Source organism: Methylobacillus sp. DLP286 (assembly GCF_056636515.1).
Window position 1 is genome coordinate 1,441,111 of sequence record NZ_CM153145.1, and the last position, 26,134, is coordinate 1,467,244.

Annotated in this window: 29 protein-coding genes, 1 tRNA gene and 1 pseudogene; 4 read left to right on the top strand and 27 right to left on the bottom strand. The window is 49.8% G+C overall.

The genetic code is table 11. The features are described from left to right. Nucleotides 1-87: 87 nt before the first annotated feature. The 17 genes and pseudogenes from ACWXTG_RS06950 to ACWXTG_RS07030 form a co-directional block, all read right to left on the bottom strand. Entirely contained in the window at nt 88-468 is a 381-nt protein-coding gene (locus ACWXTG_RS06950; protein WP_480221156.1) for a DUF779 domain-containing protein, read from the bottom strand. Nucleotides 469-628: 160 nt separating this feature from the next. Continuing rightward, the gene (gene adh, locus ACWXTG_RS06955; protein ID WP_407993896.1) at nt 629-2,149 is read right to left on the bottom strand and encodes an aldehyde dehydrogenase; all 1,521 of its coding nucleotides are present in this window, start codon (nt 2,147-2,149) and stop codon (nt 629-631) included. A 303-nt stretch (nt 2,150-2,452) separates the two neighbouring features. Then, nucleotides 2,453-2,529, bottom strand: a tRNA-Pro gene (locus ACWXTG_RS06960). 84 nt (nt 2,530-2,613) lie between these two features. Then, nucleotides 2,614-3,039, bottom strand: a complete 426-nt coding sequence (locus ACWXTG_RS06965) for a MerR family transcriptional regulator (RefSeq protein WP_480221157.1) — start codon at nt 3,037-3,039, stop codon at nt 2,614-2,616. Then, nucleotides 3,020-3,322, bottom strand: coding sequence for an integration host factor subunit alpha (locus tag ACWXTG_RS06970; protein WP_226757146.1), 303 nt, complete (start codon nt 3,320-3,322; stop codon nt 3,020-3,022). The genes ACWXTG_RS06965 and ACWXTG_RS06970 overlap by 20 nt, the downstream gene beginning before the upstream one ends. A 25-nt stretch (nt 3,323-3,347) precedes the next feature. Beyond that, the gene (gene pheT, locus ACWXTG_RS06975; RefSeq protein ID WP_480221158.1) at nt 3,348-5,702 is read right to left on the bottom strand and encodes a phenylalanine--tRNA ligase subunit beta; all 2,355 of its coding nucleotides are present in this window, start codon (nt 5,700-5,702) and stop codon (nt 3,348-3,350) included. A gap of 26 nt (nt 5,703-5,728) precedes the next feature. Continuing rightward, complete coding sequence (gene pheS / locus ACWXTG_RS06980) at nt 5,729-6,712, bottom strand: phenylalanine--tRNA ligase subunit alpha (RefSeq protein WP_309566585.1); 984 nt, start codon at nt 6,710-6,712, stop codon at nt 5,729-5,731. A gap of 138 nt (nt 6,713-6,850) precedes the next feature. After that, nucleotides 6,851-7,213 carry a 50S ribosomal protein L20 gene (gene rplT / locus ACWXTG_RS06985; protein ID WP_011480221.1) on the bottom strand — a complete coding sequence of 121 codons (363 nt, stop codon included), beginning with the start codon at nt 7,211-7,213 and terminating at the stop codon, nt 6,851-6,853. 11 nt (nt 7,214-7,224) lie between these two features. Continuing rightward, on the bottom strand, nt 7,225-7,422 hold the full coding sequence (rpmI, locus tag ACWXTG_RS06990; protein ID WP_011480222.1) for a 50S ribosomal protein L35: 198 nt from the start codon (nt 7,420-7,422) through the stop codon (nt 7,225-7,227). Between the two features lie 107 nt (nt 7,423-7,529). Continuing rightward, nucleotides 7,530-8,075, bottom strand: a complete 546-nt coding sequence (gene infC, locus ACWXTG_RS06995; RefSeq protein WP_473234718.1) for a translation initiation factor IF-3 — start codon at nt 8,073-8,075, stop codon at nt 7,530-7,532. 48 nt (nt 8,076-8,123) lie between these two features. Beyond that, complete coding sequence (gene thrS, locus ACWXTG_RS07000) at nt 8,124-10,031, bottom strand: threonine--tRNA ligase (RefSeq protein ID WP_480221159.1); 1,908 nt, start codon at nt 10,029-10,031, stop codon at nt 8,124-8,126. 224 nt (nt 10,032-10,255) lie between these two features. Continuing rightward, a complete protein-coding gene (locus tag ACWXTG_RS07005) occupies nt 10,256-11,293 on the bottom strand; it encodes a TIGR03790 family protein (RefSeq protein ID WP_480221160.1) in 1,038 nt (345 codons plus the stop codon). Between the two features lie 87 nt (nt 11,294-11,380). After that, nucleotides 11,381-11,824, bottom strand: coding sequence for a PEP-CTERM sorting domain-containing protein (locus ACWXTG_RS07010; protein ID WP_407993901.1), 444 nt, complete (start codon nt 11,822-11,824; stop codon nt 11,381-11,383). A gap of 10 nt (nt 11,825-11,834) precedes the next feature. Continuing rightward, a complete protein-coding gene (locus ACWXTG_RS07015; protein ID WP_480221161.1) occupies nt 11,835-12,314 on the bottom strand; it encodes a hypothetical protein in 480 nt (159 codons plus the stop codon). A gap of 173 nt (nt 12,315-12,487) precedes the next feature. Next, nucleotides 12,488-13,492: a UDP-glucose 4-epimerase GalE gene (gene galE, locus ACWXTG_RS07020; protein WP_480221162.1), complete on the bottom strand. Its 1,005-nt coding sequence runs from the start codon at nt 13,490-13,492 to the stop codon at nt 12,488-12,490. Continuing rightward, nucleotides 13,489-13,923, bottom strand: a complete 435-nt coding sequence (locus ACWXTG_RS07025; protein WP_480221256.1) for a hypothetical protein — start codon at nt 13,921-13,923, stop codon at nt 13,489-13,491. The genes galE and ACWXTG_RS07025 overlap by 4 nt, the downstream gene beginning before the upstream one ends. Nucleotides 13,924-14,011: 88 nt before the next feature. Continuing rightward, a pseudogene (locus ACWXTG_RS07030) lies at nt 14,012-14,173 on the bottom strand (DUF4124 domain-containing protein); the annotation flags it as partial. Nucleotides 14,174-14,293: 120 nt separating this feature from the next. Here ACWXTG_RS07030 and rfbB point away from each other — a divergent pair. The 4 genes from rfbB to rfbD are packed head-to-tail and all read left to right on the top strand — an operon-like array spanning nt 14,294 to nt 17,719. Then, the gene (rfbB, locus tag ACWXTG_RS07035; protein ID WP_480221163.1) at nt 14,294-15,388 is read left to right on the top strand and encodes a dTDP-glucose 4,6-dehydratase; all 1,095 of its coding nucleotides are present in this window, start codon (nt 14,294-14,296) and stop codon (nt 15,386-15,388) included. Next, nucleotides 15,385-16,263 (top strand): glucose-1-phosphate thymidylyltransferase RfbA, encoded by an 879-nt coding sequence (gene rfbA, locus ACWXTG_RS07040; RefSeq protein WP_480221164.1) that lies wholly within the window; start codon nt 15,385-15,387, stop codon nt 16,261-16,263. Before rfbB ends, rfbA begins: the two co-directional genes overlap by 4 nt. Continuing rightward, nucleotides 16,263-16,811 carry a dTDP-4-dehydrorhamnose 3,5-epimerase gene (gene rfbC / locus ACWXTG_RS07045; RefSeq protein ID WP_480221165.1) on the top strand — a complete coding sequence of 183 codons (549 nt, stop codon included), beginning with the start codon at nt 16,263-16,265 and terminating at the stop codon, nt 16,809-16,811. The genes rfbA and rfbC overlap by 1 nt, the downstream gene beginning before the upstream one ends. Further along, nucleotides 16,811-17,719, top strand: a complete 909-nt coding sequence (gene rfbD / locus ACWXTG_RS07050; RefSeq protein ID WP_480221166.1) for a dTDP-4-dehydrorhamnose reductase — start codon at nt 16,811-16,813, stop codon at nt 17,717-17,719. The genes rfbC and rfbD overlap by 1 nt, the downstream gene beginning before the upstream one ends. Before the next feature lie 65 nt (nt 17,720-17,784). Here rfbD and ACWXTG_RS07055 read toward each other — a convergent pair whose 3' ends face one another. The 10 genes from ACWXTG_RS07055 to ACWXTG_RS07100 all read right to left on the bottom strand — a co-directional run bounded on the left by ACWXTG_RS07055 (nt 17,785) and on the right by ACWXTG_RS07100 (nt 26,132). Continuing rightward, on the bottom strand, nt 17,785-18,951 hold the full coding sequence (locus ACWXTG_RS07055; protein WP_480221167.1) for a nucleotide sugar dehydrogenase: 1,167 nt from the start codon (nt 18,949-18,951) through the stop codon (nt 17,785-17,787). Between the two features lie 53 nt (nt 18,952-19,004). Beyond that, nucleotides 19,005-20,063: a hypothetical protein gene (locus ACWXTG_RS07060; RefSeq protein ID WP_480221168.1), complete on the bottom strand. Its 1,059-nt coding sequence runs from the start codon at nt 20,061-20,063 to the stop codon at nt 19,005-19,007. After that, a complete protein-coding gene (locus ACWXTG_RS07065) occupies nt 20,032-20,508 on the bottom strand; it encodes a glycosyltransferase (protein ID WP_480221169.1) in 477 nt (158 codons plus the stop codon). Before ACWXTG_RS07065 ends, ACWXTG_RS07060 begins: the two co-directional genes overlap by 32 nt. Continuing rightward, nucleotides 20,505-20,948 carry a hypothetical protein gene (locus ACWXTG_RS07070; protein ID WP_480221170.1) on the bottom strand — a complete coding sequence of 148 codons (444 nt, stop codon included), beginning with the start codon at nt 20,946-20,948 and terminating at the stop codon, nt 20,505-20,507. The genes ACWXTG_RS07065 and ACWXTG_RS07070 overlap by 4 nt, the downstream gene beginning before the upstream one ends. Before the next feature lie 24 nt (nt 20,949-20,972). Beyond that, nucleotides 20,973-22,016 carry a glycosyltransferase family 4 protein gene (locus tag ACWXTG_RS07075; protein ID WP_480221171.1) on the bottom strand — a complete coding sequence of 348 codons (1,044 nt, stop codon included), beginning with the start codon at nt 22,014-22,016 and terminating at the stop codon, nt 20,973-20,975. 10 nt (nt 22,017-22,026) lie between these two features. After that, nucleotides 22,027-23,094, bottom strand: a complete 1,068-nt coding sequence (locus tag ACWXTG_RS07080) for a polysaccharide pyruvyl transferase family protein (protein ID WP_480221172.1) — start codon at nt 23,092-23,094, stop codon at nt 22,027-22,029. Between the two features lie 88 nt (nt 23,095-23,182). Next, entirely contained in the window at nt 23,183-23,908 is a 726-nt protein-coding gene (locus ACWXTG_RS07085) for an SGNH/GDSL hydrolase family protein (RefSeq protein WP_480221173.1), read from the bottom strand. A 39-nt stretch (nt 23,909-23,947) separates the two neighbouring features. Then, the gene (locus ACWXTG_RS07090; RefSeq protein ID WP_480221174.1) at nt 23,948-24,406 is read right to left on the bottom strand and encodes an acyltransferase; all 459 of its coding nucleotides are present in this window, start codon (nt 24,404-24,406) and stop codon (nt 23,948-23,950) included. After that, a complete protein-coding gene (locus tag ACWXTG_RS07095; protein WP_480221175.1) occupies nt 24,406-25,137 on the bottom strand; it encodes a polysaccharide deacetylase family protein in 732 nt (243 codons plus the stop codon). The genes ACWXTG_RS07090 and ACWXTG_RS07095 overlap by 1 nt, the downstream gene beginning before the upstream one ends. A gap of 62 nt (nt 25,138-25,199) precedes the next feature. After that, nucleotides 25,200-26,132, bottom strand: coding sequence for a polysaccharide pyruvyl transferase family protein (locus ACWXTG_RS07100; protein WP_480221176.1), 933 nt, complete (start codon nt 26,130-26,132; stop codon nt 25,200-25,202). Between the last annotated feature and the right edge of the window lie 2 nt (nt 26,133-26,134).

Consider the following 26,134-nt stretch of genomic DNA (forward strand, 5'->3'; position numbering starts at 1 on the left):
GCCGGGATGACGGCAGGTAGTGATCAGCGCCTGTTTAATGTTTCTGATAAGTCATGAACAGACTGGAAAACGGCCCAAAGAGCCTGTTCAAAGGCTTCCGCACTGCTCCACAGGCTCCAGGTCCGCCAACTCCTCGTCAGTGAACAAGCGCGAACGGATGAGGAAATGCTTGCCGGTTGCCTGCTCCAGCGAGAACATGCCGCCATGTCCAGGAATGGCATCAAGGGTCAAATGGGTATGCTGCCAATATTCGAACTGGGTCTTGTTCATGTAGAACGGCACGCCATGCACCTCTCCCACTTTGACATCCGAGGTGCCGAGCAGGAATTCGCCCTCCTGCAGGCACATGGGAGCGCTGCCCTCACAGCATCCGCCTGACTGGTGAAACATGAGATTGCCATGCCTGGCGCGCAGCTCATCAATCAAAGCTGCGGCCGATGGCGTGGCAGTAATACGGCTGGCACTCATAAGTCCTCCTCATAACTTGGCATTTGCTTTTCTTGGCAGTTGCTTTGCCACAAATAATAATGCCCAGGCTTGAACTCGCAAACCTGGGCGTTGGACGAGGGCCTGTTAATGCAATTGAAGGAGATTGCGTTAACAGGCCCTAACCATTCGACATTAAAGTTTAGAAGAAACCTAGCGCATCAGGGCTGTAGCTCACCAGCAGGTTCTTGGTTTGCTGGTAGTGGTCCAGCATCATGCGATGGTTCTCACGCCCGATACCGGACTGCTTGTAGCCGCCGAATGCGGCGTGCGCCGGGTAGAGATGGTAGCAATTGGTCCAGACGCGGCCTGCCTGGATACCGCGGCCGACACGGTAGGCGCGGCTGCCATCGCGGGTCCAGAGGCCTGCGCCCAGGCCGTACATGGTGTCGTTGGCGATTTCCAGCGCTTCCTTCTCGTCCTTGAACGTCGTCACGGACAAGACCGGCCCGAAGATTTCCTCCTGGAAGATACGCATCTTGTTATGGCCCTTGAACACCGTAGGTTCAATGTAATAGCCATCGCTCAGGTCACCACTCAGCTTGGTCGCCTTGCCGCCTGTGAGCAGCTCCGCGCCTTCTTCCTGGCCGAGCTTGATGTATGACATGATGATCTCGACCTGCTCGCTGGAGGCCTGCGCACCGATCATGGTCGACTTGTCCAGCGGACTGCCCTGCTTGATCGCCTTCACACGTTTGATGGCTCGCTCGATGAAGCGTTCGTAGATAGACTCCTGGATCAAGGCACGGCTCGGGCAGGTGCAGACTTCCCCTTGGTTCAGGGCAAACAGCGCAAACCCTTCCAGGGCCTTGTCGAAATAAGCATCATCCTTGTCTATGACATCTTCAAAGAAGATATTGGGCGACTTGCCGCCCAGCTCCAGCGTCACGGGAATCAGGTTCTGGCTGGCATACTGCATAATCAGGCGGCCAACGGAAGTGGATCCGGTAAATGCAATCTTGGCAATGCGCGGGCTGGTCGCCAATGCCTTGCCGGCTTCGACGCCATGCCCATTCACCACATTGAGCACGCCAGGCGGCAACAGGTGGCCGATGATTTCCAGTACCACCAGAATCGACGCTGGCGTCTGCTCCGCAGGCTTCATGACAATGCAATTGCCTGCCGCCAATGCGGGCGCCAGCTTCCAAGCTGCCATCAGGATCGGGAAGTTCCATGGAATGATCTGTCCGACAACGCCCAACGGCTCATGGAAATGGTAAGCCACTGTTGTATGATCAATCTCGCTGATCCCACCTTCCTGAGCACGAATACAGCCTGCAAAATAACGGAAATGGTCGATCGCCAGCGGAATATCGGCGGCCATGGTCTCGCGGATGGGCTTGCCGTTGTCTATGGTTTCTGCAATCGCGATGGTTTCCAGATTGGCTTCCATCGCATCGGCGATCTTGAGCAGGATGTTGGCACGCTCGGTGCCCGAGGCCTTGCCCCAGGCATCCTTGGCAGCATGGGCGGCATCCAGCGCCAGGTTGATATCCTTTTCATTCGAACGCGGCACTTGGCAGAATACCTTGCCGGTCACCGGGCTGATATTGTCGAAATATTCGCCATCTACCGGCGCAACCCATTTTCCGCCAATATAATTGTCGTATTTATTTTTGTACGGAACCTTAATACCTAGACCCTTCAAACTATCAAGACTCATTACTACACTCCTCCAAGAGTTATTGACGATTGTGCAGAACTGCCACGATTTGATATCGGGATGATGCATCCCATGCCTACGTTTTCGTTAATATACTACCTAGTCTAATTTTTGTCTTACATTCAGCCTGGATTTTCAGAGGAAAAATACTAAAACCATTGTGATGGATTATGATTTCAGATTCATATCTGGCTAGCAATATTGAATGGGAGTGAGCTGAATTACTGCGATGATAGAGAAGATTGTTGCCTATAAAAGCGAAAAGCCAGTTACTCAATTCAGAATAACTGGCTAATAGATTTTTGGTCGGGACGGTGTGATTCGAACACACGACCCCTTGCACCCCATGCAAGTACGCTACCAGGCTGCGCTACGCCCCGAACCTACGCTTCCGGCAAGGCCGGGAGCGAGAAAGAGATTATATCGAAAATACTGGATTTAGCACAGGGGAAAACGGGGATTTGTTAATGCTGGCTGAGTAAGCTCAATACTTCACGCAGTTCCGAACGCAACGCTGCCAGATCGACGCCGGGCGCTGCTACGTCCACGGAAGCTGCCGGGAGCTGCGCGTTCACGGCCAGCCCTGCGCTGAATTCCACGTCGCGGCTCAATGCGTTGCCGCCGCTTTCATCCAGGCGGTTGCGTGCCCCGCTGATGGTGAAGCCCTGCTCGTAAAGCAACTCTCGTATGCGCCTGATGAGCAGAACTTCATGATGCTGGTAATACCTGCGGTTGCCACGGCGCTTCACTGGCTTGAGCTGGGTAAACTCCTGCTCCCAGTACCGCAATACATGAGGCTTGACCCCGCACAGCTCGCTGACTTCGCCAATGGTGAAATAGCGTTTAGCGGGAATCGGCGGGAGCTGGACCTTAGGCGCTTGCTCCGGCATATGCCTCCTCTACCTTGCTCTTGAGCTTCTGGCTGGCATGGAAAGTCACGACGCGGCGAGCGGTAATCGGGATTTCTTCGCCTGTCTTGGGATTGCGGCCTGGACGCTCGGACTTCTGGCGTAACTCGAAATTGCCGAAACCCGAGAGCTTGACGCTGTCGCCAGCTTCCAGGGCAGTACGGATTTCTTCGAAGAATGCTTCCACCATGTCTTTGGCTTCGCGCTTGTTCAACCCCACTTGTTCAAACAGTAAATCAGCCAAATCAGCTTTTGTTAATGTCATGCAAAACCCTTCCCTACTACTTTTTCTAATTTCTTAATGCTGCACCGTGTCGCTGAGCCAACAAATCCAGCAACCCGGCTATCACTGCATCGGCTTCTGCATCGGTCAAAGTCTTTTGAGTATCTTGCATAAGCACAAGAAATGCAAGGCTTTTCTTCCCTTCAGCGATGCCTTTCCCCTGATAAACATCAAACAGCGCAATGTCACTAATCAACGCATTTTTACTGGATCGCATGGTATCCAGCAATGACTGGATTGGGACCGCCTCATCGACCACCACGGCAATGTCGCGGCGCACTGGAGGAAACTTGCCGACCTGCACATAGGATGCCACGCTGGACTGCAACAATGGCTCCACATCCAGCTCAAACAAGATCGCACTGCGCGGCAGCTGGTAATGCTGCTGCCACTTGGGATGCAACTTTCCTATCCAGCCGATTGGCAAGCCATCCAGCAGGATCTGGGCCGTTTGGCCCGGGTGCAATGCCGGATGCTGCGCAGCAACATACTGCACGCGCCCTCCTGCCAAGCGGTCCACTTCGGCCTTCACGTCGAAGAAATCGACCTCGCGAGCAGCCGCGGCCCACTGCTCCGGTTCCGCACTGCCATAGGCCAAGCCGGATATCCGCCCGACCTCGCGGTAGGCGGCCTCCTCGGCGAAATAAGCCGAGCCGATTTCAAACAGGCGCACACGCTCCTGCTTGCGGTTGAGATTATAGATCAAGGTCTCCATCAAGCCTGCCCATAAGCCTGTACGCATCACGCTCAGATTGCTTGCGATCGGGTTTTTCAGGGCGATCGGGCTGGCATTGCCAAGGAAATCGCGTTCCCAGCTTTCATCGACGAAGCTGTAGCTGACGATTTCCTGATAGCCGCTGGCCGCAAGCGTATCGCGCAGCCGGTTCCGGTTCAGCCTGGCTTCCGGCAAAGGCAGCATACGCTGCTCGTCATGCGGCGCCAATGCCGGGATATTGTCGTAGCCGTGCAAGCGGGCGACCTCTTCGACCAGGTCTTCCTCGATTTCGATATCGAAACGGTAGCTGGGAGGAGTCACTTCAAAACCGCCCTCCACCGCGGCAAACTTGAAACTCAAACGCTCGAGCAACGTGCCGACCGCCGCCGCATCCAGGACGATTCCCAATACGGAATTCAGGCGCGCCAGGCGCAGGCGCACCGGCTTGCGCTCAGGCAATTGATGCAACGCCTCGGTGATTGGCCCCGCCTGCCCGCCGCAGATTTCCAATACCAATTGGCTCGCGCGTTCCAGGGCTTGCAGGGTATTGCCGAAATCGACGCCACGCTCGAAACGGTAAGAAGAATCGGTAGAAAAATTCAAACGCCGCGCCTTGCCCACGATCACGGCGGGCGCGAAGAAAGCGCTTTCGAGGAAAATATCGCGGGTGGCGTCACCGACCGCGCTGGTTTCGCCGCCCATGATGCCGGCCAGGGCCAGGGGAGCCTTGTCGTCCGCAATCACCAACATGTCGTCGCCCAGGGCGACCTGCTGGCCGTTGAGCAACAGCAATTCCTCGCCATTGTACGCATAGCGTACTTGAATGCCGCCCTGGAGCTTGCTCGCATCAAAGGCATGCAGGGGCTGGCCCTGCTCCAGCAGCACATAGTTGGTGATATCGACAATCGCACTGATGCTGCGGATACCGCTGCGCTCGAGTTTACGCACCATCCAATCCGGCGTTGCGGCGGTGGCGTCGACACCCTGGATCAGGCGGCCCGCATAGCGCGGACAAGCCTCCGGCTCGGCCACACTGACAGCCAGCTGCTGCGCATGGGCGACCGGGACAGGAGTGATTTCGGGCAAGGCCAATGGCGCGCCTGTCAACGCCGTCACGTCGCGTGCGATGCCGGCAATGCTGAGGCAATCGGCACGGTTGGGCGTGAGCTTGAGCGTGAACAGCTTGTCATCCAGGTCGAACAGCGCGCGGATATCCTGGCCGACCTGTGCATCGGCAGCCAGTTCCAATATGCCGTCGCTTTCCTCGGCCAAACCCAGCTCCTTGGCGGAACACATCATGCCGAAGGATTCTACGCCGCGCACCTTGGCCTGCTTGATCTTGAAGCCGGGCAGCTCTGCGCCCACCAGCGCGCAAGGCGCCTTGAGCCCGGCGCGGGCATTAGGCGCGCCGCAGACGATTTGCAGTGGTTCGCCGCTACCGACATTGACCTTGCACACCTGCAGGCGGTCTGCATCCGGGTGCTTCTCGGCGCTGATGATTTCAGCCACCACCACCTTGGTGAACCCGGGAGCGACCGGCTCCAGCTCCTCCACCTCCAACCCCGCCATGGTCAGGGCGTGACTCAGGCCCTGGCTCTCCAGGGCAGGATTTACATATTGGCGCAGCCAGTGTTCGGAAAATTGCATAGTGTTGATCTGTCCAGAAGTAAGGGCTAGGCGAATTGCTTGAGGAAGCGCAAATCGTTTTCAAAGAACAGGCGCAGGTCGTTGACGCCGTACCGCAGCATGGTCAGGCGCTCCACGCCGAGGCCGAAGGCAAAGCCGCGGTATTTTTCGCTGTCGATGCCGACATGGCGGAACACTTCGGGATGCACCATGCCGCAGCCGCCGATCTCCAGCCAGCCGCCGTTCCAGCTCATATCCATTTCCGCAGAAGGCTCGGTGAATGGGAAGAAGGACGGGCGGAAACGTACCTGCAAGTCGTCACGCTCGAAGAAGCGCTGCAGGAAGTCCTGCACCACGCCCTTCAGGTTAGCGAAGCTGATGTGCTCGTCCACCCACAAACCTTCCACTTGGTGGAACATAGGAGAATGCGTGGCATCGGAATCGACGCGATATACGCGGCCCGGCGCAATGATCTTGAGCGGCGGCGCCTTGTCCTGCATATAGTGCACCTGCACAGGCGAGGTATGGGTGCGCAACACATGCTTGTCGTCGACATAGAACGTGTCATGCATCGCACGCGCAGGGTGGTCTTCCGGGATGTTGAGCGCGGTGAAATTGTAGAAATCGGATTCGATTTCAGGGCCTTCCGCCACTTCGAAGCCGATGGAGCGGAACAGTTCTTCCACGCGCCTCAAGGTCAACGATACCGGATGCAGCCCTCCTGTACCGGCACTCCTACCGGGGAGCGTAACGTCGATCGTCTCGCTGGCCAGCTGGCGGTCCTGCTCCGCCTGCAGGATCGCATCGCGGCGTTGCTTGAGCGCGGATTCGACTTGCTGCTTGACGACATTGATGGCCGCGCCTGCTGCGGGACGCTCTTCCGCGGACAGCTTGCCAAGGCCCTTCAAGGCCTCTGTCAGGCTGCCACTCTTGCCGAGATAGCGCGCCTTGGCCTGCTCCAGGTCGACGATGCTGGCACAGGCTGCGAAATCCTGCTGCGCCTCGCTGATGATGTGATCTAGATTTTGCATATTATGGTGTTGTCCTCACGGATGCTTTCATAAACGACCACTATGTTTAATGCCATATGTCATCGACGGACATGGCCGCTTGTGGAAAAACCCGGAAAAAAAAGGAGGCACGAGGCCTCCTTTTCTTATTGCTGTTGCTTAGGCAGCGGCGAGACCGGATTTAGCAAGTTCGGCAAACTTGGCAAACGCCTGCTTGTCGAACACTGCCAGATCGGCCAGCACCTTGCGGTCGACTTCAACCGCGGACTTCTTCAGGCCGTTGATGAAACGGCTGTAGGTCAAGCCATACTCACGGGCGCCGGCATTGATACGTGCGATCCACAGTGCGCGGAATTGACGCTTTCTCTGACGGCGGTCACGGTAAGCATATTGACCAGCCTTCATCACCGCCTGCTTGGCGATGCGGTAGACGTTCTTGCGACGACCGCGATAACCCTTGGCAGCGTTCAGAACCTTCTTGTGACGCGCACGGGCAATGACACCACGCTTTACTCTAGGCATCTCTTATCTCCTTATTGAGTTGGCATCATGGCGCGTACGCGCTTGACGTCGGTTGAGGAAATAATGGCCGTGCCGCGCAGGTTACGCTTCTGCTTGGTGGTCTTCTTGGTCAGGATATGACGCAGGTGGGAGTGGGTACGCTTCACCTTGCCATTTCCCAAGAACTTGAAGCGCTTCTTGGCGCTGCTCTTGGTCTTCATCTTTGGCATTTTGTTCTCCTAAAAGGGATATTGAAAAAAGAGCGATCGGGCATGCCTTTGGCCGCGTCGCCGCTTCCTTACTGCTTACTACTCACAAGCCTTGCCGCCCGAGGGCCTCAAGGCTTTGCTTTCTTTTGCGGTGATAACACCATCACCATCTGGCGGCCTTCCATCTTGGGAAACTGCTCCACCACCGCATGTTCTGTCAAATCCGCCTCAACCCGCTTCAGCAACGCGAGGCCAATCTCTTGGTGAGTGATTTCACGGCCACGGAAGCGCAAGGTCACCTTCGCCTTGTCACCTTCCTGCAGGAAACGAATCAGGTTACGCAGTTTGACTTGGTAGTCGCCCTCATCGGTACCGGGACGGAACTTGACTTCCTTCACCTGCACCTGCTTTTGCTTGAGGCGCGCTTCATGCTGACGCTTGCTCTCGGCATATTTGAATTTGCCGTAATCCATCAAGCGGCATACAGGCGGGCTCGCCTGCGGCGCAATCTCGACCAGGTCGGTATCCACCTCTTCGGCCTTTGCAAATGCTTCATTCAGACTGACGATGCCTAACGGCTCGTTATCCACCCCAACCAGACGAACCTGTGGCGCAGTAATATCGCCATTGATCCGTAATTCCTTTTCCTGAGCTATCGCAAAATCTCCCGTTATTTAATATCGAAGGCCAAAATAATAGACCGCGCTACTCGCGCAGGCATCCTAGACCTTGTCGGCAATGTCGTTTTTCAAGCGCTCAATGAAAGCGCTTACCGGCATTGAACCCAAGTCTTCGCCCTTGCGGGTACGCACGGCCACTTGACCAGTCTGCATTTCGCGCTCACCTGCAATCAGGAGGTAAGGCAGCTTCTGCAAGCTATGCTCGCGGATTTTATAGGTTATTTTCTCATTTCTCAAGTCCGAATCGATGCGGAAGCCATTTTTCCGCAATTCCTCGACCACGGAAGCGACATATGCAGCCTGCCCGTCGCTGATATTGAGCACCATGGCCTGCACCGGCGCCAGCCAGGCCGGCATCGCGCCCGCATGATTTTCGATCAGGATGCCGAGAAAGCGCTCCATGGAGCCGACGATCGCGCGATGCAACATGACCGGATGCTTGCGGGAGTTGTCCTCATCGACGTATTCCGCTCCCAGGCGTTCCGGCAGGTTGAAGTCGAGCTGGATGGTGCCACATTGCCACAAGCGGCCCAGGCTATCCTTCAGGGTGAACTCGATCTTGGGACCGTAGAACGCGCCCTCGCCAGGCTGCAACTCGAATTCAAGGTTGTTCTGCTTGAGAGCCACGGCCAGCGCCTCTTCCGCCTTGTCCCAGGCTTCGTCGGTGCCCACACGCTTTGCAGGCCGCGTAGACAGCTTGACCAGCACCTCGTTGAATCCGAAATCCTTGTAGGCCTTGTAGAGCATGACGATGAAATCTGCCACCTCGTCCTTGACCTGGTCTTCAGTACAGAAGATATGCGCGTCATCCTGGGTAAAGCCGCGCACGCGCATCAGGCCGTGCAAAGCGCCCGACGGCTCGTTGCGGTGGCAGGAACCGAACTCGGCCAGGCGCAACGGCAGGTCGCGATAGCTGTGCAGCGTGCTATTGAATATCTGGATGTGGCCGGGACAGTTCATCGGCTTGACCGCATAATCACGGTTTTCCGAGGCGGTGGTGAACATATTGTCGTGGTAATTCTGCCAGTGCCCTGACTTTTCCCACATGACCCGGTCCATGATGGTCGGGGTGCGCACTTCCTGGTAGCCGAAGTCGCGGAACATGTTGCGCATGTATTGCTCGACTTCCTGCCAGATCACCCAGCCGCGCGGATGCCAGAACACCATGCCAGGCGCTTCGTCCTGCATGTGGAAGAAATCGAGCTGGCGCCCCAGCTTGCGATGGTCGCGCTTCTCCGCCTCTTCCAGCATGTGCAGATAGGCATCAAGGTCGTCTTTCTTGGCCCAGGCCGTGCCGTAGATGCGCTGCAGCATTTCGTTGTTGGAATCGCCGCGCCAGTAAGCCCCCGCCACCTTCATGAGCTTGAACGCCTTGAGCTTGCCGGTGGAAGGCACATGGGTGCCGCGGCACAGGTCGGTGAAATCGTCCTGGGTATAGAGCGAAATTTCCTGGTCGGCAGGGATAGAGCCGATGATTTCCGCCTTGTATTGCTCGCCGATCGACTTGAAATAGGCCACCGCCTCGCCGCGCTCCATCACGGTGCGCACGATAGGGATGTCGCGCTTGGCAAGCTCCTGCATGCGAGCTTCGATCGCCTGCAAATCCTCGGGCGTGAACGGGCGCTTGTAGGAGAAATCATAATAAAAGCCATTGTCGATCACTGGACCGATAGTCACCTGGGCTTCAGGGAACAATTGCTTGACCGCTTGCGCCAGCAAGTGCGCGGTAGAATGGCGGATAATTTCCAGCCCCTCGGCGTCGCGGTCGGTAATGATCGCCAGATCCGCGTCGCCCGTGATTTGATACGAGGTATCCACGGCCTTGCCATTGACCTTGCCGCCCAATGCGGCCCGCGCCAAACCGGCACCGATGTTCATCGCGACTTCCGCGACAGTCACAGGTTCGTCGAACTTGCGTTCGGAACCGTCTGGCAAACGAATAACTGGCATATATCCCTACCCAATAAACAGCAAAAGCCGTCAAACGGCTTTTGCTTGCGCAATCAATTTAGCTGCCGATTATCGCATAGAGGCGACTGGCACCACAACACGCACACGAACTGGGACGGCTAACAAGCCTCAGCGAAGCGATCCTGGCTAGACGCTCCGCAGCAGGCAGTACAGCAGTACGACAAGACAGAGCAACGACTCAAGGAGAGGTTTGTTAGCCGCCCCTAACGCTTGTAAGGCGAGGCCAACGGTTCGCCGATAAACACCCCCTGCACCGGCCAGGCCACGCTTTTCCAGTAAGCCTCGATAGCCGAGGCGCCCAACAGGTAATGCTTGAGCAACACAGCCGGGTTGGGAAACTTCTGCCAATGATTGCAAGGCTCGGACACCGTGCCGTAGCTTGCCGTCGCGCCCGCCTCCAACCAGCGCAAGCTGCTCATCTGGCCATTGCCCAGCAAATCTCCGCCAGCAGAAGTCAGGTGGTCAGCCAGCGCGCCAGGGAAAAACTGCAGGGTCTCGAGAAAAGGCACTTTCACCAGCCCTGTCTGGTAGATCATGACATCCTGCACGTCGCGGATGCTGTCAGCCTTGAGGTTCTTGATCTCAAGGTAGCGCTGCGCCACCTTGCCCGAAGGCGGGAAAAACAAGGCACGGCTGCTGCGGTTCTTGTCCGATGTCGTCAGGTAATACGCGGTGGCCGCCGGCGCGCTGTAGTCGCTGGCGAAACCGCGGTCGATCAAGGCCTTGGCATCCTCGAACGACTGCACCGGCAACAGCATGGACAAGCGGTACCCCATGTCATTGAACGGCTTGAGCGAGCGCGAATTGAAATAACGGCTGGGATGCTTGGCAGGCGCGCAGGTATTGGCGCACTGCGCGGGATCGAAACCCATGGTGATGGCGGAGGTGATCGAGTTGCACTCCACGGCATAAGGAGCAGTCCACATCATGACGATGGCCTGGTGCCTGGGCTGCAATTGGGCGTCGATCTCCTGTTTGAGCTGGCCGAAATACTGCGCGCTAAGCTTCTTCGGGCTGCCGGGAATACTGACCTTGATGAGGTTGTCCGCCGGGATACGGCGTACCTTGAGGTAATATTCCCCGGCCTGCACGCTTTCCGGCTGATCGGTATTCACCACTACCGCCACATTCTCCGGCTGCAGATTGTAGCCATCCCTATTAGGGGTGCGCAGGGAAATTGCCTCACCCGCCAGCGTTCCCAGGCTTTGCAGCATCAAGCAGAACATCAGTAAATATCGCACGTCAGCCTTATCCTGTCCCTATCCAAACCAATAAAAATGGGAGCCGAAGCTCCCATGAATCTTACAATGACTGGATGTCGGACGCTATTACAGTTTGCGCCTGCGTCGCGCGCTGAAGGCAACCAGGCTCAACCCGGCCATCAACATGGCGGCCACCTCCGGCTCAGGCACGGCAGTAATCGCCAGGTTGACAGGACCGATGCTACCCTGGGCAAACAGCAAAGCGGTATAAATGCCGGTGTTGGCAATGGAGAAGTTCAATACACCCTCGTCCACGCTGCCCAGCAAGTTCAAGGTGCCGAATTGCGTTGCGCCTTGCCCGATCGTCACGCCCAGCCAGGAAAAGCTGCTATCCACGTCCTCGAGCGTCAGTGAATAATCGCCGGCCAGCAATGCCACATTGTATTTGTATATACCCGGGATCGTGGTCGCGGCATCCACCTCGAACACCGGTGCGGCCTGCGCCGCCATGCTGCCAGAGAAGGTCAATGCCACCAGCAGATATTTGACTGCATTCAATAATTTTTTCATGATCCGGTCCTTATGCTTTATCAGAAATAGCAGGCGTTCTGCGGCGTGAGGTGTAAGCCACCAGCAAGCCTATCCCTACGCAAAGCAACGCCCAAGTGTCAGCTTCCGGCACCAATGAGACGGTAAAGCCGAAAGCGCCGACTCCAACGCCATTGTTCGCATCGCCAAACACACTGAACAGATAAGAACCGGCAGTCAGCTCAGGCAGAAGGAAAGTGCCGGAACCATAGAATGTGCTGATAAGCGTGGCCCCGCTGAATATACTGATGCCGAAGCTCCCGTCTACAAATGCAACCGGAAACCCGTAATCCAGCAAGGACAACTCATAAACACCCGCATCAAGGTTGTGAGAAAAGACAGCATCACTAGGCAAGCCGCCGTCAGCGTAAAGATAGCCGACCTCATCAACCTTGGTAGCTGCATTGGCTGCTGTCATCATGACCAGCATCAATGCACCTACCAACCACTTCATTACAAAGCGTTTCATCATTACATCTCCCATCAAGGTAAAGACCAGAGAGGAGAAGCAATAAGCAGGCCAGAAATTTATATCAAAAAATTACCATGACAATCAACAAGTTAGAAAATTTGATGATGTAGACTGAAAAAAATCTGCACCACAAGCATCACGCCAGCTCAAAAACAGCGCTTTCCCGCACAACATTAGCTCTTCTGGGCGAGATTTTGCTGCCAGCGCCAACTGTCCACGCACATCTGCCCGATGCCGCGCGTCGCTTTCCAATTCAATGCCTGTTCGGCATATGCGGGATCGGTATAACTCGCCGCCACGTCGCCTGGACGGCGCGCAACCAATTGATAAGGAACAGTACGGCCGCTAGCATCTTCAAAGGCCTTGATCATCTCCAGCACGCTATATCCCTGACCAGTGCCGAGGTTGCATGTGAACACCCCCGTTTCCTTGTTCAGCCGTTCCAGGGCACGCAAATGACCGACCACCAGGTCCACCACATGGATATAGTCGCGGACGCCAGTGCCATCCACCGTCGGGTAGTCGCTGCCAAACACGGAGAGATACTCGCGCTGGCCTTGCGCCACTTGGGTAATGTAAGGCATAAGGTTGTTGGGAATGCCATTCGGATTTTCACCGATCAGGCCGCTTTCATGCGCCCCAACAGGATTGAAGTAACGCAGGATGGCAATGCGCCACTCCGGATCGGATGCTGCCAAATCGCGCAGGATATCCTCCACCATCAGCTTGCTCGCTCCGTAAGGGTTGGTCGCCGACAACGGGAAGCCCTCACGAATAGGCACGCTGGCGGGATCACCATAAACGGTGGCGGAAGAACTGAAGACAAACTGCTTGACGCCGTATGCCTGCATGACGCGCAGCAACGTGACGCTGCCCGCCACGTTGTTATCGTAATAGCGTAAAGGCTGGGCAACCGACTCACCCACCGCCTTGAGCCCGGCAAAATGCATCACCGCTTTGAACGGGTGCTTGGAAAACAAGTCACGCAACAACGCTTCATCGCGCACGTCCCCTTCAACCAGCTCAGGCGCCTTGCCCGTGATTTGCTTGATGCGGTCAACAATATGCGCCTGGCTGTTGCTGAAATTATCCAGCACCACCACCTCATAACCCGCATTAATCAACTCCACGCATGCGTGGGAACCTATGTAGCCTGTACCGCCTGTTACTAAGATCAAAACATATCTCCAATACTACTATCTACACTCAAGTGTGCTGCCTGTGCTGCCTGTGCTGCCTGTGCTGCCTGTGCTGCCTGTGCTGCCTGTGCTGCCTGTGCTGCCTGTGCTGCCTGTGCTGCCTGTGCTGCCTGTGCTGCCTGTGCTGCCTGTGCTGCCTGTGCTGCCTGTGCTGCCTGTGCTGCCTGTGCTGCCTGTGCTGCCTGTGCTGCCTGTGCTGCCTGTGCTGCCTGTGCTGCCTGTGCTGCCTGTGCTGCCTGTGCTGCCTGTGCTTCCTGTGCTTCCTGTGCTTCCTGTGCTTCCTGTGCTTCCTGTGCTTCCTGTGCTTCCTGTGCTTCCTGTGCTTCCTGTGCTTCCTGTGCTTCCTGTGCTTCCTGTGCTTCCTGTGCTTCCTGTGGATCGCTGGATACTGCTGGATCTAGGCACAGCACTAACACTGGGGACGGTTTGTTGACTCATTGCATCAGATTCGTTGACTCCATTAACCTCTTGCACAGTAGATTTTTTTGCCTTGGAAGCACCACTAGTGCCCGGATATAATTTTAGGTTTTCCGAACCAATCAAAGGCTTATCTGAATAAGTAATAGTCCCATCAGGATTAACCGTCTTATAAACCTCCCCATAAGCATATGAAGTAGATAAAATAATGCATCCCAAAGCTACACAGAAATTGTTTCTCATGGAATTCAACCTTCAGGTATATGGCATCTATGTATATATTAGCGCAATTCAAGCCGATTACGTCTCGCAGCCGCTTTTAGTTTCATAACGTCATGCATTTAATGCTTCTGAAGAAAAACAATGTTAAATAATCTTATTCTTGTCACAGGCAGCGCTGGTTTCATTGGAAGCAATTTTGTATTAGATTGGATAAACGCTGGTCTTGGAAAGGTGGTTTCACTTGATAAATTGACATACGCTGGCAATCTAGACAATCTGGCTGAGATTAAAGACAATTCCAATCACATTTTCGTGCATGGTGACATTGGCGACCGCACTTTAGTATCCAGGTTGCTGACGGAACACAAACCCCGAGCAGTTATCAACTTCGCTGCCGAAAGCCATGTTGACCGCTCCATACATGATCCTGAAGACTTTATCCAAACCAATGTGGTCGGCACTTTTCATCTATTGGAAGAAGTACGCGCCTACTGGAATGCCTTGGCAGAAGCCAATCCAGCAGAAAAAGAAAAACCTCAGTTCCGCTTTCTGCATGTTTCCACAGATGAGGTTTACGGTACTCTCGGGCCTAATGACACGGCATTTACCGAAACCACATCTTACGCGCCTAACAGCCCTTATTCAGCATCAAAGGCAGCTTCAGATCACTTGGTACGCGCCTACTACCACACTTATGGGTTACCGGTGCTGACGACCAATTGCTCCAATAATTACGGTCCTTACCATTTCCCTGAGAAACTGATTCCCCTTTGCCTGCTCAATGCCTTGGCTGGCAAACCCTTGCCCATCTATGGTGATGGTCAGCAAATCCGCGACTGGTTATTCGTCAAGGATCACTGCAGCGCCATTCGCCGCGTGTTGGAAGCAGGCAAGTTGGGTGAAACCTATAATGTGGGAGGATGGAATGAAAAAGCCAATCTCGATGTGGTGCAGACTCTCTGCAGCATTCTTGATGAACTCAGCCCCAAAGCGGATGGCAAGAGTTACAAGGAGCAAATTACTTTCGTCAAAGATCGACCAGGCCATGATCGGCGCTATGCCATTGATGCAACCAAGCTTGAACGTGAGCTGAACTGGAAGCCGGCAGAAACTTTTGAAACCGGCATCAGAAAAACCGTGGAGTGGTATCTGCAAAACCAAGCCTGGGTTAATAATGTTACCAGCGGTGAATACCGCAACTGGGTCAGCAAGCAATATAGCGGAAGCGCAGCATGAGAAAAGGCATTATCCTCGCTGGTGGTTCCGGCACAAGGCTCTACCCGGTAACCCAAGCAGTATCCAAGCAACTGCTGCCAGTGTATGACAAACCCATGATCTACTATCCCTTGTCCACGCTCATGCTGGCAGGGATACGCGATATCCTATTGATTTCCACACCGCAGGACACACCTCGCTTTGAACAGCTCCTGGGCAATGGCAGCCAATGGGGCATCAACATCACCTACGCAGTTCAACCATCACCAGACGGCCTGGCACAAGCCTTCATTATTGGCAAAGACTTTATAGGCAACAGTCCAAGCGCCCTTGTGCTGGGAGATAATATCTTTTACGGGCACGACCTTGGACATGATCTTGCACATGCAGACAAACGGCAGGATGGTGCCACCGTATTTGCTTACCCTGTGCACGACCCTGAGCGCTATGGCGTAGTGGAATTCAACGATGCCGGACAGGCCATCAGCCTTGAAGAAAAGCCCAAGGAACCCAAATCGCGCTATGCCGTCACCGGCCTGTATTTCTATGATAATCGCGTAGTAGACATTGCCGCCAGCCTCAAACCATCTCCACGTGGCGAGCTTGAAATTACCGACGTCAACAAAACCTATCTAGCCCAAGGCACACTCAACGTGGAGCTGATGGGCCGTGGTCATGCCTGGCTGGACACGGGTACGCATGAATCTCTTCTGGAAGCTTCCCTCTTCATCGAAACCATAGAAAAACGACAAGGCCTCAAGGTAGCCTGCCCAGAAGAAATTGCCTACCGTAAAGGCCATATCAGTGCCGAAGATGTTGAAAGAATCGCCCAGCCTTACCTCAAGAATGGCTATGGTCAATACCTGATCAGAATGCTGAAAGAAAAAATCTTTTAATGAAAATCATCCCAACCTCTATCCCTGATGTCCTCGTTATTGAACCCAAAGTATTCGGGGATGATCGCGGCTTTTTCTTCGAGAGCTTCAACCGAAAGGTATTTGAGCAAGCAGTAGGTCAGCACTTCGACTTTGTACAAGATAACCACTCAAAATCAATCAAAGGTGTATTGAGAGGCCTGCATTACCAGATCGAACAAGCGCAAGGCAAACTTGTTCGTGTTGTTGCTGGCGAGGTTTTTGATGTTGCAGTCGATATCCGCCGCTCATCCCCGACTTTTGGACAATGGGTTGGAGAATACCTCTCAGGTGAGAACAAGAAACAAATGTGGATACCGCCAGGCTTTGCGCATGGATTTTTAGTTTTATCCGACACCGCTGAATTTCTATATAAAACCACAGATTTCTATGCGCCTGCGCATGAACGATGCATTAGCTGGAATGATCATGCAATTGAAATTCATTGGCCGGATATCGGCACAGCGCCTTTGCTATCCATGAAGGACCAACAAGGCCTCAGCATTAACCAAGCAGAGCTGTTTGCATAATGGCGACCTTCAATAAAATCCTGCTCACTGGCATCAATGGCCAAGTAGGCCACGCCCTTTATCCCAAACTGCAATGCCTGGGAGAAACCATCGCGCTCGGTCGCGATCAGCTGGACTTGTCAAAGCCAGACCATATCCGCAACATCGTACGAACAATCAAACCAAACCTGATCGTCAACCCCGCAGCATATACCGCAGTAGACAAGGCAGAATCAGAACCAGAACTTGCCTATGCGATCAACGGTATAGCTCCCGGCGTCCTGTCAGAGGAAGCTAAAAAACTAGGCGCGTTGCTCGTACACTACTCAACAGACTATGTATTTGATGGAACAAAAACGGACCCTTACACTGAAACAGATGAAACCTTGCCTTTAAGTGTATATGGAGCAAGCAAACTGGCCGGAGAAAAAGCTATACAAGCAGTCGGCGGCCGACACCTCATTTTTAGAACTAGTTGGGTCTATGGTGTTCATGGCAATAATTTCATACGCACTATTCTCAGACTTGCTGCAGAACGCAATAGCTTAAATATAGTAGCAGATCAATTTGGAGCACCGACCTCAAGTAATTCTATTGGAAATGCTACGGTTACAGTCTTGCAACAATGGCAAGATAGCACAATAGGCATTTATCACTTAGTCAATACAGGTGAAACAAGTTGGCATGGTTTTGCGCAAGAGATTATCAGGCAATATACCAAGCTACAGGAAAAAAATGGATGGCCAAGCCTTAACACTACATTGAAAAATGTGAATAGCATTACAACAAAAGAGTATCCGACTCCAGCCCATCGCCCCAGGAACTCCCGCATGAGCGTAGCAAAACTCTTAACAACGTTTAAAGGTCTATCACTACCATCATGGCAGGACGCTTTGACTCAGGTAATGAGTGAGTCAGAGTTCCTTTAAACAAATGCAACCCCAGTCTAAAAATGGGGAGGCATTTGCAATAGGAAAAATTCAGCTAATGATTATTAATCGCTACCAAATAAATCTCGAGTAAATACTTTGTCCTTAACGTCTTCAAGTTCCCGAGTTAGACGATTAGCGACAATTACATCTACCGAGCGCTTAAATTCATCTATATCGCGGATAACTCGAGAATTAAAGAAATTATCAGCGTCCAACACGGGCTCATAAACCACGACTTCAATCCCTTTTGCTTTAATTCGCTTCATAATTCCTTGAATACTAGATGCGCGGAAATTATCAGAACCACTTTTCATAATAAGTCGATGAATACCTACAATTTTAGGTTTTTTTCGAACAATAATATCAGCGACAAAATCCTTACGTGTCGTATTTGATTGAACAATTGCATTAATCAAGGATTGCGGCACATTACTATAATTTGCCAATAATTGTTTAGTATCCTTGGGCAAACAATAACCTCCATACCCAAACGAAGGATTGTTATAGTGATTACCAATACGAGGGTCAAGACCAACACCCTCTATAATCTGGCGCGTATCTAATCCATGAGTCAATGCATAAGTATCCAACTCATTAAAGTAGGCAACCCGCATTGCTAAATAAGTATTAGCAAATAATTTGATAGCTTCAGCTTCAGCACTATTAGTCAGCAATACTGGAATATCCTGCTTTATAGCTCCCTCTTGTAGTAACTGAGCAAATTTCTGGGCACGATCTGAGACCTCGCCTACAACAATACGTGAAGGATACAAATTATCATAAAGCGCTTTACCTTCACGTAGAAATTCAGGTGAGAAAATTAGGTTTTTGCAATCAAGTTCTTGGCTAATTCTCGTAGTATACCCCACTGGAATAGTGGATTTAATTACCATTACTGCATTAGGAGCAAACTCCATAACATCTCGAATTACAGCCTCAACTGATTGAGTGTTAAAATAATTCGTTTCTGGATCATAATCTGTTGGCGTTGCAATAATTACATATTCAGCATCCAAATAAGCCTGTCGCTTATTTGTTGTCGCCTGCAAATTAAGAGGAACTTGTTTTAAGTAGTGCTCAATTTCAGCATCCACAATAGGAGATTGCTTATTGTTAAGCATCTCTACTTTTTCCTCAATAATATCTAGTGCTACGACTTCATTTTTTTGCGCCAAAAGTACTGCAATCGAAAGACCAACATAACCAGTACCAGCAACAGCAATTTTCATTTTTTTACCTGTTCAATAATAAACTGTAAAGCTCAAGAGATTGATGCATTTCCCTAATTAGGTGCACCAACTATACTGAAATCGTCCCAATATAATTGCAGCATAGCTCCACGTGTAGTCAAAAAATTGACGATTGGGACCGAAGTGTACAACTTCAATGGGTTGAAGTGATTGAAACCATCAGGATTAGGGTCATCAGGATGGTGGGTAAAATCATGAACGTCGAGAACCACAAGTTTTTCCTCCCCATCAGGCGTCACGGATAATACAAACCTACCCTTATCTTTTCCTCCTTCAACAATCTCATATTCTAGCGTTACCCATTTTCCTATAGGAACTGGAAATTGCTTATTAGTGGTACTCCAGACCGTTCTATCCCACTTATTCGTCGTTGTGTTCAATGCTTGCCCATGCACCTGGAAGTACAAAGGTGCATTACCGGCGTCCTTATAAAGATTTAAACTCATTCGGAATGGATAATTTTCCTTGGACCAAGAAGCATTATTCCACCACTCAGAAAGGGTTAACCATTCAATTTTTGATGGATAGCTACTCAGCAGATTGAAATCCGGATGCAGGAAAAGTCGAGCCGTCATCTTGATCCGCTTTATACCTTTATTATTGTATATATTCGTCTGAACTCGCGCCTTGTTGACAAAACCTTTCGGCCCCATCACATTTGGGTTGCGTATCCAGAATGCAAGCACCTTATTATTTGGATTGAATGGATCCGTAATAATCTCAGAACCTCGATCTGTTGATGATCCCCCTTCGTATTCGAAGTTCATCTTGCCAAAGGCTAAAGTACTCCTGAGTGCCTTAGCATCCTGGCAACAAGGAGTAGGCGCCTGAACCACATTAATATTAGCTCGTAGGCCACCCTCGCCTTCAATAATACTAAAATTCTCTTCGAAACCGGAGTCGAAACGAATAACATCAAATTCAGCACAAGGGCTGAACCAAGAAATATCGGCAGCGTATGCCTGGTTGACTTGCGAGATTCCAACAAGCATGAAAATCATGGTTGCGGCCTTCAACGCCTGAAGACAATTTCTTATAATGAAGTTATTAGTTTTCATTTTAGCGATGAATGAATGCTTGAAGTTTTTCAACCAAGGAACCTGTTGCAAATTCTGATAGCTGCGGGCCAGTAGATTGCTTGTGACGATTGTCGAGTAACTTTGCAAGATCCATTTCCTCCCAACATACTGTTACCCCTGGCCTATCGCTCAACCAGCGGGCAGTTGCCATTTGATGATCATTTCTATGCTCACCCAGAGATGCCTTACGCGGCATAATGAGAATTGGGCGTTGGTAACGCAAAGCAGTTAACACAGAACCCATACCAGCATGAGAGACAATCAACTCTGCTTCATTCATCAAGCCTGTCACTTGAGAAGGCGGCACAAACTCCACATGCTCCATGAATTTAGGAATAGCTGCATCTGGTCCGATTTGAGCAAAAATCTTGACAGATGGGTTATTTTCAGCCCAAGCATCCACGGCTTTAATCAGACGATTAAAAGGAAGTTGAGTTCCTATAGTGACGAAAATCATAACACAGCTCCCCAGAAGTCGGGCCCTTCCGCGGTTGATAAATGTGACCATTGCGTCAGCCAAACATGCGCCCACCGTTTTGCTTTTTGTCCAGAGGTCGATAAAGTCTCAGAATTCGCAATACTGTCTAGCCAAATTGTTCTAGCACCACAAACTCTACCAAGCACGATGGCAGCAAAGCCCGGAGCCGCGCCGGTTGTGATCACCACATCTGGCCTGATTTTCATGATTAGCCATGCAATCTGTAAGAACATTTTCAATAATCCTAACTTATCCCATAAGCTAGCATCGCTAACACTATAGAAATTGCCACCTACCTCATGTTTATAATCAGGCTGAGTAGATATCCAAGTAACCTGGGCCCCTTCAAATGCAGGTTGGAGTCGACGTAACTGCACCCAATGACCTCCACCTGAAGCAACTGCTAATAATTTGACCATATATCTGCCATTCAAAAATTAAAATCAAACTCTAGGTATCACACTCAACCATAACTTTTCTACCCGAGGATAAATAGTTTCGGCAGAAAATGATTGATCGAATGATAAACGCCCAGCTCGCGCTATCTTTTGTCGATAATCATCATTATGAATGACTTCCGAAATGGCAAGCGTCAATTGTTCAATATCTCCAGCATCAACCAAGATACCCCTATGATCCGCTAGAAGTGCTGGTATACCCCCCACCCGCGTGGATATAACACAATTGTCCCGCGCTAATGCCTCGAGAATAAACATCGGCATGGCTTCATCTCTGGATGGAAGGATTGCCACCGATGAACGCTCAAGCATTTGCATAAGTTTGCCGTGATTTACCGAACCCAAGAATTCAGCCGCTTCAAGATGATCAGGCACAATGTCCGAGTCGGCAATCGGCCCTGCAATTTGTAACTGCCAACCATTTTTATCATCGATTTTGGACCATGCATTCACCAGCACATCGACACCCTTGCGATAAGAAACACTACCTCCAAACACAATCAGCTTTTCCTTCGCAGCGCCTATGCCCGTAGGCACTGCATTTGGTACCAGTATTACCTTATCCGCCGGTATCAACTGAGATACTTTATCTAAAGTGGCATTGCTTAACACAATGACCTTGGATGCATAACCAAGCACAAACCGTACCAAAAAAGGGAAACGGTTCGCAAACTCAACGAAACGGCTACCGTGAATATGTGCAACGGTACCAAACCCCCTCAAGCTAGCGAGTATGAGCAAACATCCTTCCCGAATGAAGGAGCCCCCTTGAGACAAATGCACCACGAACATATTGGAATTGACATCCCGCACTTTAAAGAAAAGGGCTACCCCACTAAAAAAGACCCTGATCGCATTCCACCACTTGGATCCATCTCTTGTGACAATGACCTCCACCTTGGATTGATCAAACTGCCAATTGAGGTACCCATTGACAACTTGTGTCATACCCCCAGCCACTTCACCACGGCGTCCAATATGCCATACCACTGGTAATAATATATTTTTGATTTGATGGTTCGAAGTCATAAGCCCAAAATTATTCCAAAGGATTCAAAAGGTCGACAACATTATTTTTGATTGTCAGCAGTTTTTCCCTGGCCGGAGGCAATGCTGACAAAATTTCCAAACGTGCATTGTAGATTTTTTCCATTGCCGCCAGTATTTCCGAATGACTTAATCCGTTTGTAAAAACAGAAAGATTATTCACTCCAATCGCTGCAAAATGACGATCAATTTTATCGGAATAATAATCAAGCATGCCCATCGGCAAAGCACCATGTGTATATGCCGTAATTAATACATGCAATCTATCACTCACAACTGTATGAGTACGCGCATACAGATCACGCAAATTATGCTCTTGCACATCATGTCGAGACCCATCCCAATCTAACAAGTCAGCGTCAAGTTTCTTCGCTAAGACCTTAGACAAGCTGGAATCTCGCAATACTTGTGTAACCACATAGATTTTTAGCGAATGCTGTTGAGCATAATCACGTACAGCACTCATCCATTCGCCGAGAACATCTCCTCTATCTCCCCGCATGGATACCACAAGCGTATCTCGCGCATCAAGAGCAATATGTGAACTCACATTATCGCCTTCGGCAAAAGCAAGATCAGGCATAGTTTTTCCACTCTGCATATATGCAGTAGTTTTTGGATCACGCCACATTAAAATATTAGTAAGCCAAATTGACGGCTTCATCAATAATCTAGGCAATGGTGCAAAATTACGAGCACCTGAGCCAATGCGTATTACTTTTCCACCTGTTAATCGAACAATCAATAACAAGGGCAGCATTACTACATGCTCTTTCAGGCCAATAAGCGAAAGTTGGATTTCACCGGGCTTGAAGGCGTAATGGCAATTGAATCTTAATGCATGCCAAAAAGCAGCTAGATACCAACTGATGAAAGAGTAATAAAGAACGTCACTTGGTTGTATTCCCAATCCTCTATCATAGCCCTCGGAAGAGTTACCGACATAAATATGCAATTGTCCAGCTTCCCTCAACCAACTGATCAATGGCCTTCGAAGGATAATATCCCCTATGTTCTCATGTTGACCGACGCCGGGTACAAAAATGCTCTTCTTAGACAAAATATTATCCTTACAGGGATTCAAACTTACAATTCTTGATAAAGTCAACCTAATAATTACAGGTCAAAATATACTTACTTACCCAGATTCAATCATCCTTAATTGAATTAGTCACAACCTGATTCAGGTGTTCATATGCATCATTATTTATGTGCAAAGTATCAACTCTATATCTTTCAATTAAATATCCTGACATCGGATCAGCCAGTACAACTGAAAAATCAAGGAGATCCTGATGAGGTAAAGTGTCAGAGAAATCTTTTATCCATGAATTAATGTTTTGAACATATTCATTAATGATGTTGACACCGGCTACTCGGTAGAATCCACTAGGCGTTGAGGCTGGAATAATAGTTGAGATATAGCACTTTATATCCAGTTTTTGGCAGAATAGAAAAATTGATTGAAAATACGACAATATTTTGGAAATATACTCTGCGCCCTTATCTCGATTCATTAGCGAGGCTGCAACTATATCGTTGATTCCCGATTGAATGATAATAGAATCAGGCTTATGGCACTCAATCTCCAATGGCAATCTCTCATATAAAGCTTGCAGTTTTTCTCCTCCCACCCCTCTCATGATAAATTCAACATTATGCAACGATGGCACAGGTTGCCACCTTCCAACTCTTGAATCTCCAACAATCAGTATTCTGCGCTTATCTAGCTTGACTGCAGACATTGAGCATTGATATTGATAAAACAAAGGCTTAACAAGATTTTTCTTTGCTTCAGACCAAGCAATATATATCGCCACGGGGCTAACTAACAAAGCACCTACCAGCGATCTCTTGGTTCTTGAAATAGCCATTGCTCTAGCAATCAGATATTGTCATTTAAATGATGAATATCACTCTATCAATTTACCCATGGAATCGGTTTTGATACCGCTACGAATAATCTTAGCTGGATTACCCCCCACAATCGAACCTGTAGGTACGTCTTTCGTTACAACTGCACCAGCACCGATAATGCAATGATCACCAATCCTAATACCGGGTAATATCATTACATGAGCACCTATGAAACATTTTTCTCCAATGTAAGTATCGGTGTGAAATCTTCTAGACATGTCATGGGTCAATATCACTGAACCAAAGGCAATATATGTCTCTGCACCAACATGTACACCTTTAGGGTTAGTTTTATCAAAATTAACTTTCAATGAGTATCGGCATGTTGGATGAAGATCCATCTTGAAAAATCGCCGATTAACCCAATGATTAAATTCAAAAATCGTCTTCCTGACAAATAAAGCAAAATGCCTAATTAAACTTTTCTTTCTAGGCTTATATCGTGAATTATTCATTACACATCTCCCAATAAATCAGAAGGCTTCAAAAACTCTATACCTTCATTGATCAATGTATTAACCACATCGCAAAAAATCTTAAATCTTGAATCATCCCATTGATCTGGATGAAACTGTAGGGCATTGATATTGTTTGATCTAATTCCGTTTAAAATGAATTTCGAATTAGGATGAAAGATTGGACGCTCAGCCTCAACTTTCCTAGGGATAACAACAAACCTTTGTGCAAGATACTGAGGTGGTTCATAGAACCAAATTCCCTTGATTTCAGAAATTCTATCCAATGCTAAAAATGTGGCTTGGTTAAAGTTTGAAGAGTGAGGCCCGTAGAATCGGGGCTCATATCCAATTGCTTCTTTTAAAACTTTTTGTATACTTGTTAATTGATCATACTGTTCATCTTCAGTATCCGAAAAATTTCCGTTAATATTTTTTTTCGAATATCCATGATTCCATATTTCAAAGTTTCCAACATTTGAAATATCAGCCAACTGCTTAATAAAATATTGGCTCTTAACATCTTTTAATTTATTTCCAATTACACCAAATGATGCATTAACATTATGTTTGACTAAGAAGTCAATCGTATATTGCCATTTAGCAGACATCCCGGCAGGGGAATGTCCAACAAGATCATCTAATTTAAGTAAAACTTTAGCTTTATCCTGTGATGCAGAAAACAAATCATATGCATAAAATACCCCGAAAGTGGCTAATGCATATTTCACAAAATCTCTTCTGCTATACCGGAACATAGATCCCTACAGGATTCTAATCGGGCTAAGATAAATTACCATCCAAGTCTTGTCTTCGCTTTTGCCAATTCACCCAAAATACGTTCTCTTTCCTTTTTCATATCTAAAACTGGAATGAGTCTTTTTTCTGCGTCACCACCGAATAATCCATATAAGGATACAATGACAGGATGCAGGTACTTCTCGATTCTGCTCCTTATTTTTTGTGAAAACCGGTCTGGACATGGCAAAAAATGAGGCTTTGCATAACGCCTTGCCAAATCAAGTCTTCTATCTAGCAATCTTCTTTCCACCCATAAACATGGAATACCCATTGCCATGGAAGGCATCAAGGCATGGATTCGACTTGTAATAACAACAGCGGCATCACGATAGTATAAATCCAGTCTTTCCTGAGCAATATTGAAAAGTTCTTCATGTTCCCACACACGCCCTTCTGGATGAGGAAGCAAATGTGAAAGCTCCACAACAGGCAAATTTCTCATATGGCTAGGGAGTAATTTGATCGCAGCCTTACCGACATCAATCAAATATATTTTTTTAGGATCTCGTTTGATGTCTGAAGGCTGAATAGTGACAGTCAAGCATCCAGAGAAATAAGAATCCACATTATTTTCCTGCAAGAACTCATGTGTCATCATATCCCTACAACCAATTGGAGCTAGCCTATTAAGAGCAGCCATGGAGTGAGGCTTGAGAAAATGCTCATGACTTTGCGGATTGATATGAATACCAAGAGGAAGATAATCTACCTGGCTTGCTGGCGGCCACGCCCCTTCACCATGACAATACCAACCTTGCCCTACCATTTTAATGGTATCACCGGAATAGGTAGCCAATTCCTCTCGATCAATCAAGATATAATCATCAATTCCAAGTGCTTGTTTCACAGCAATCGCTTGTATGTAATCGCCAATGTTTACCTCTTTTTTATGCCTGTGGACGATCAAACCATGCTTCGCGGTCATTA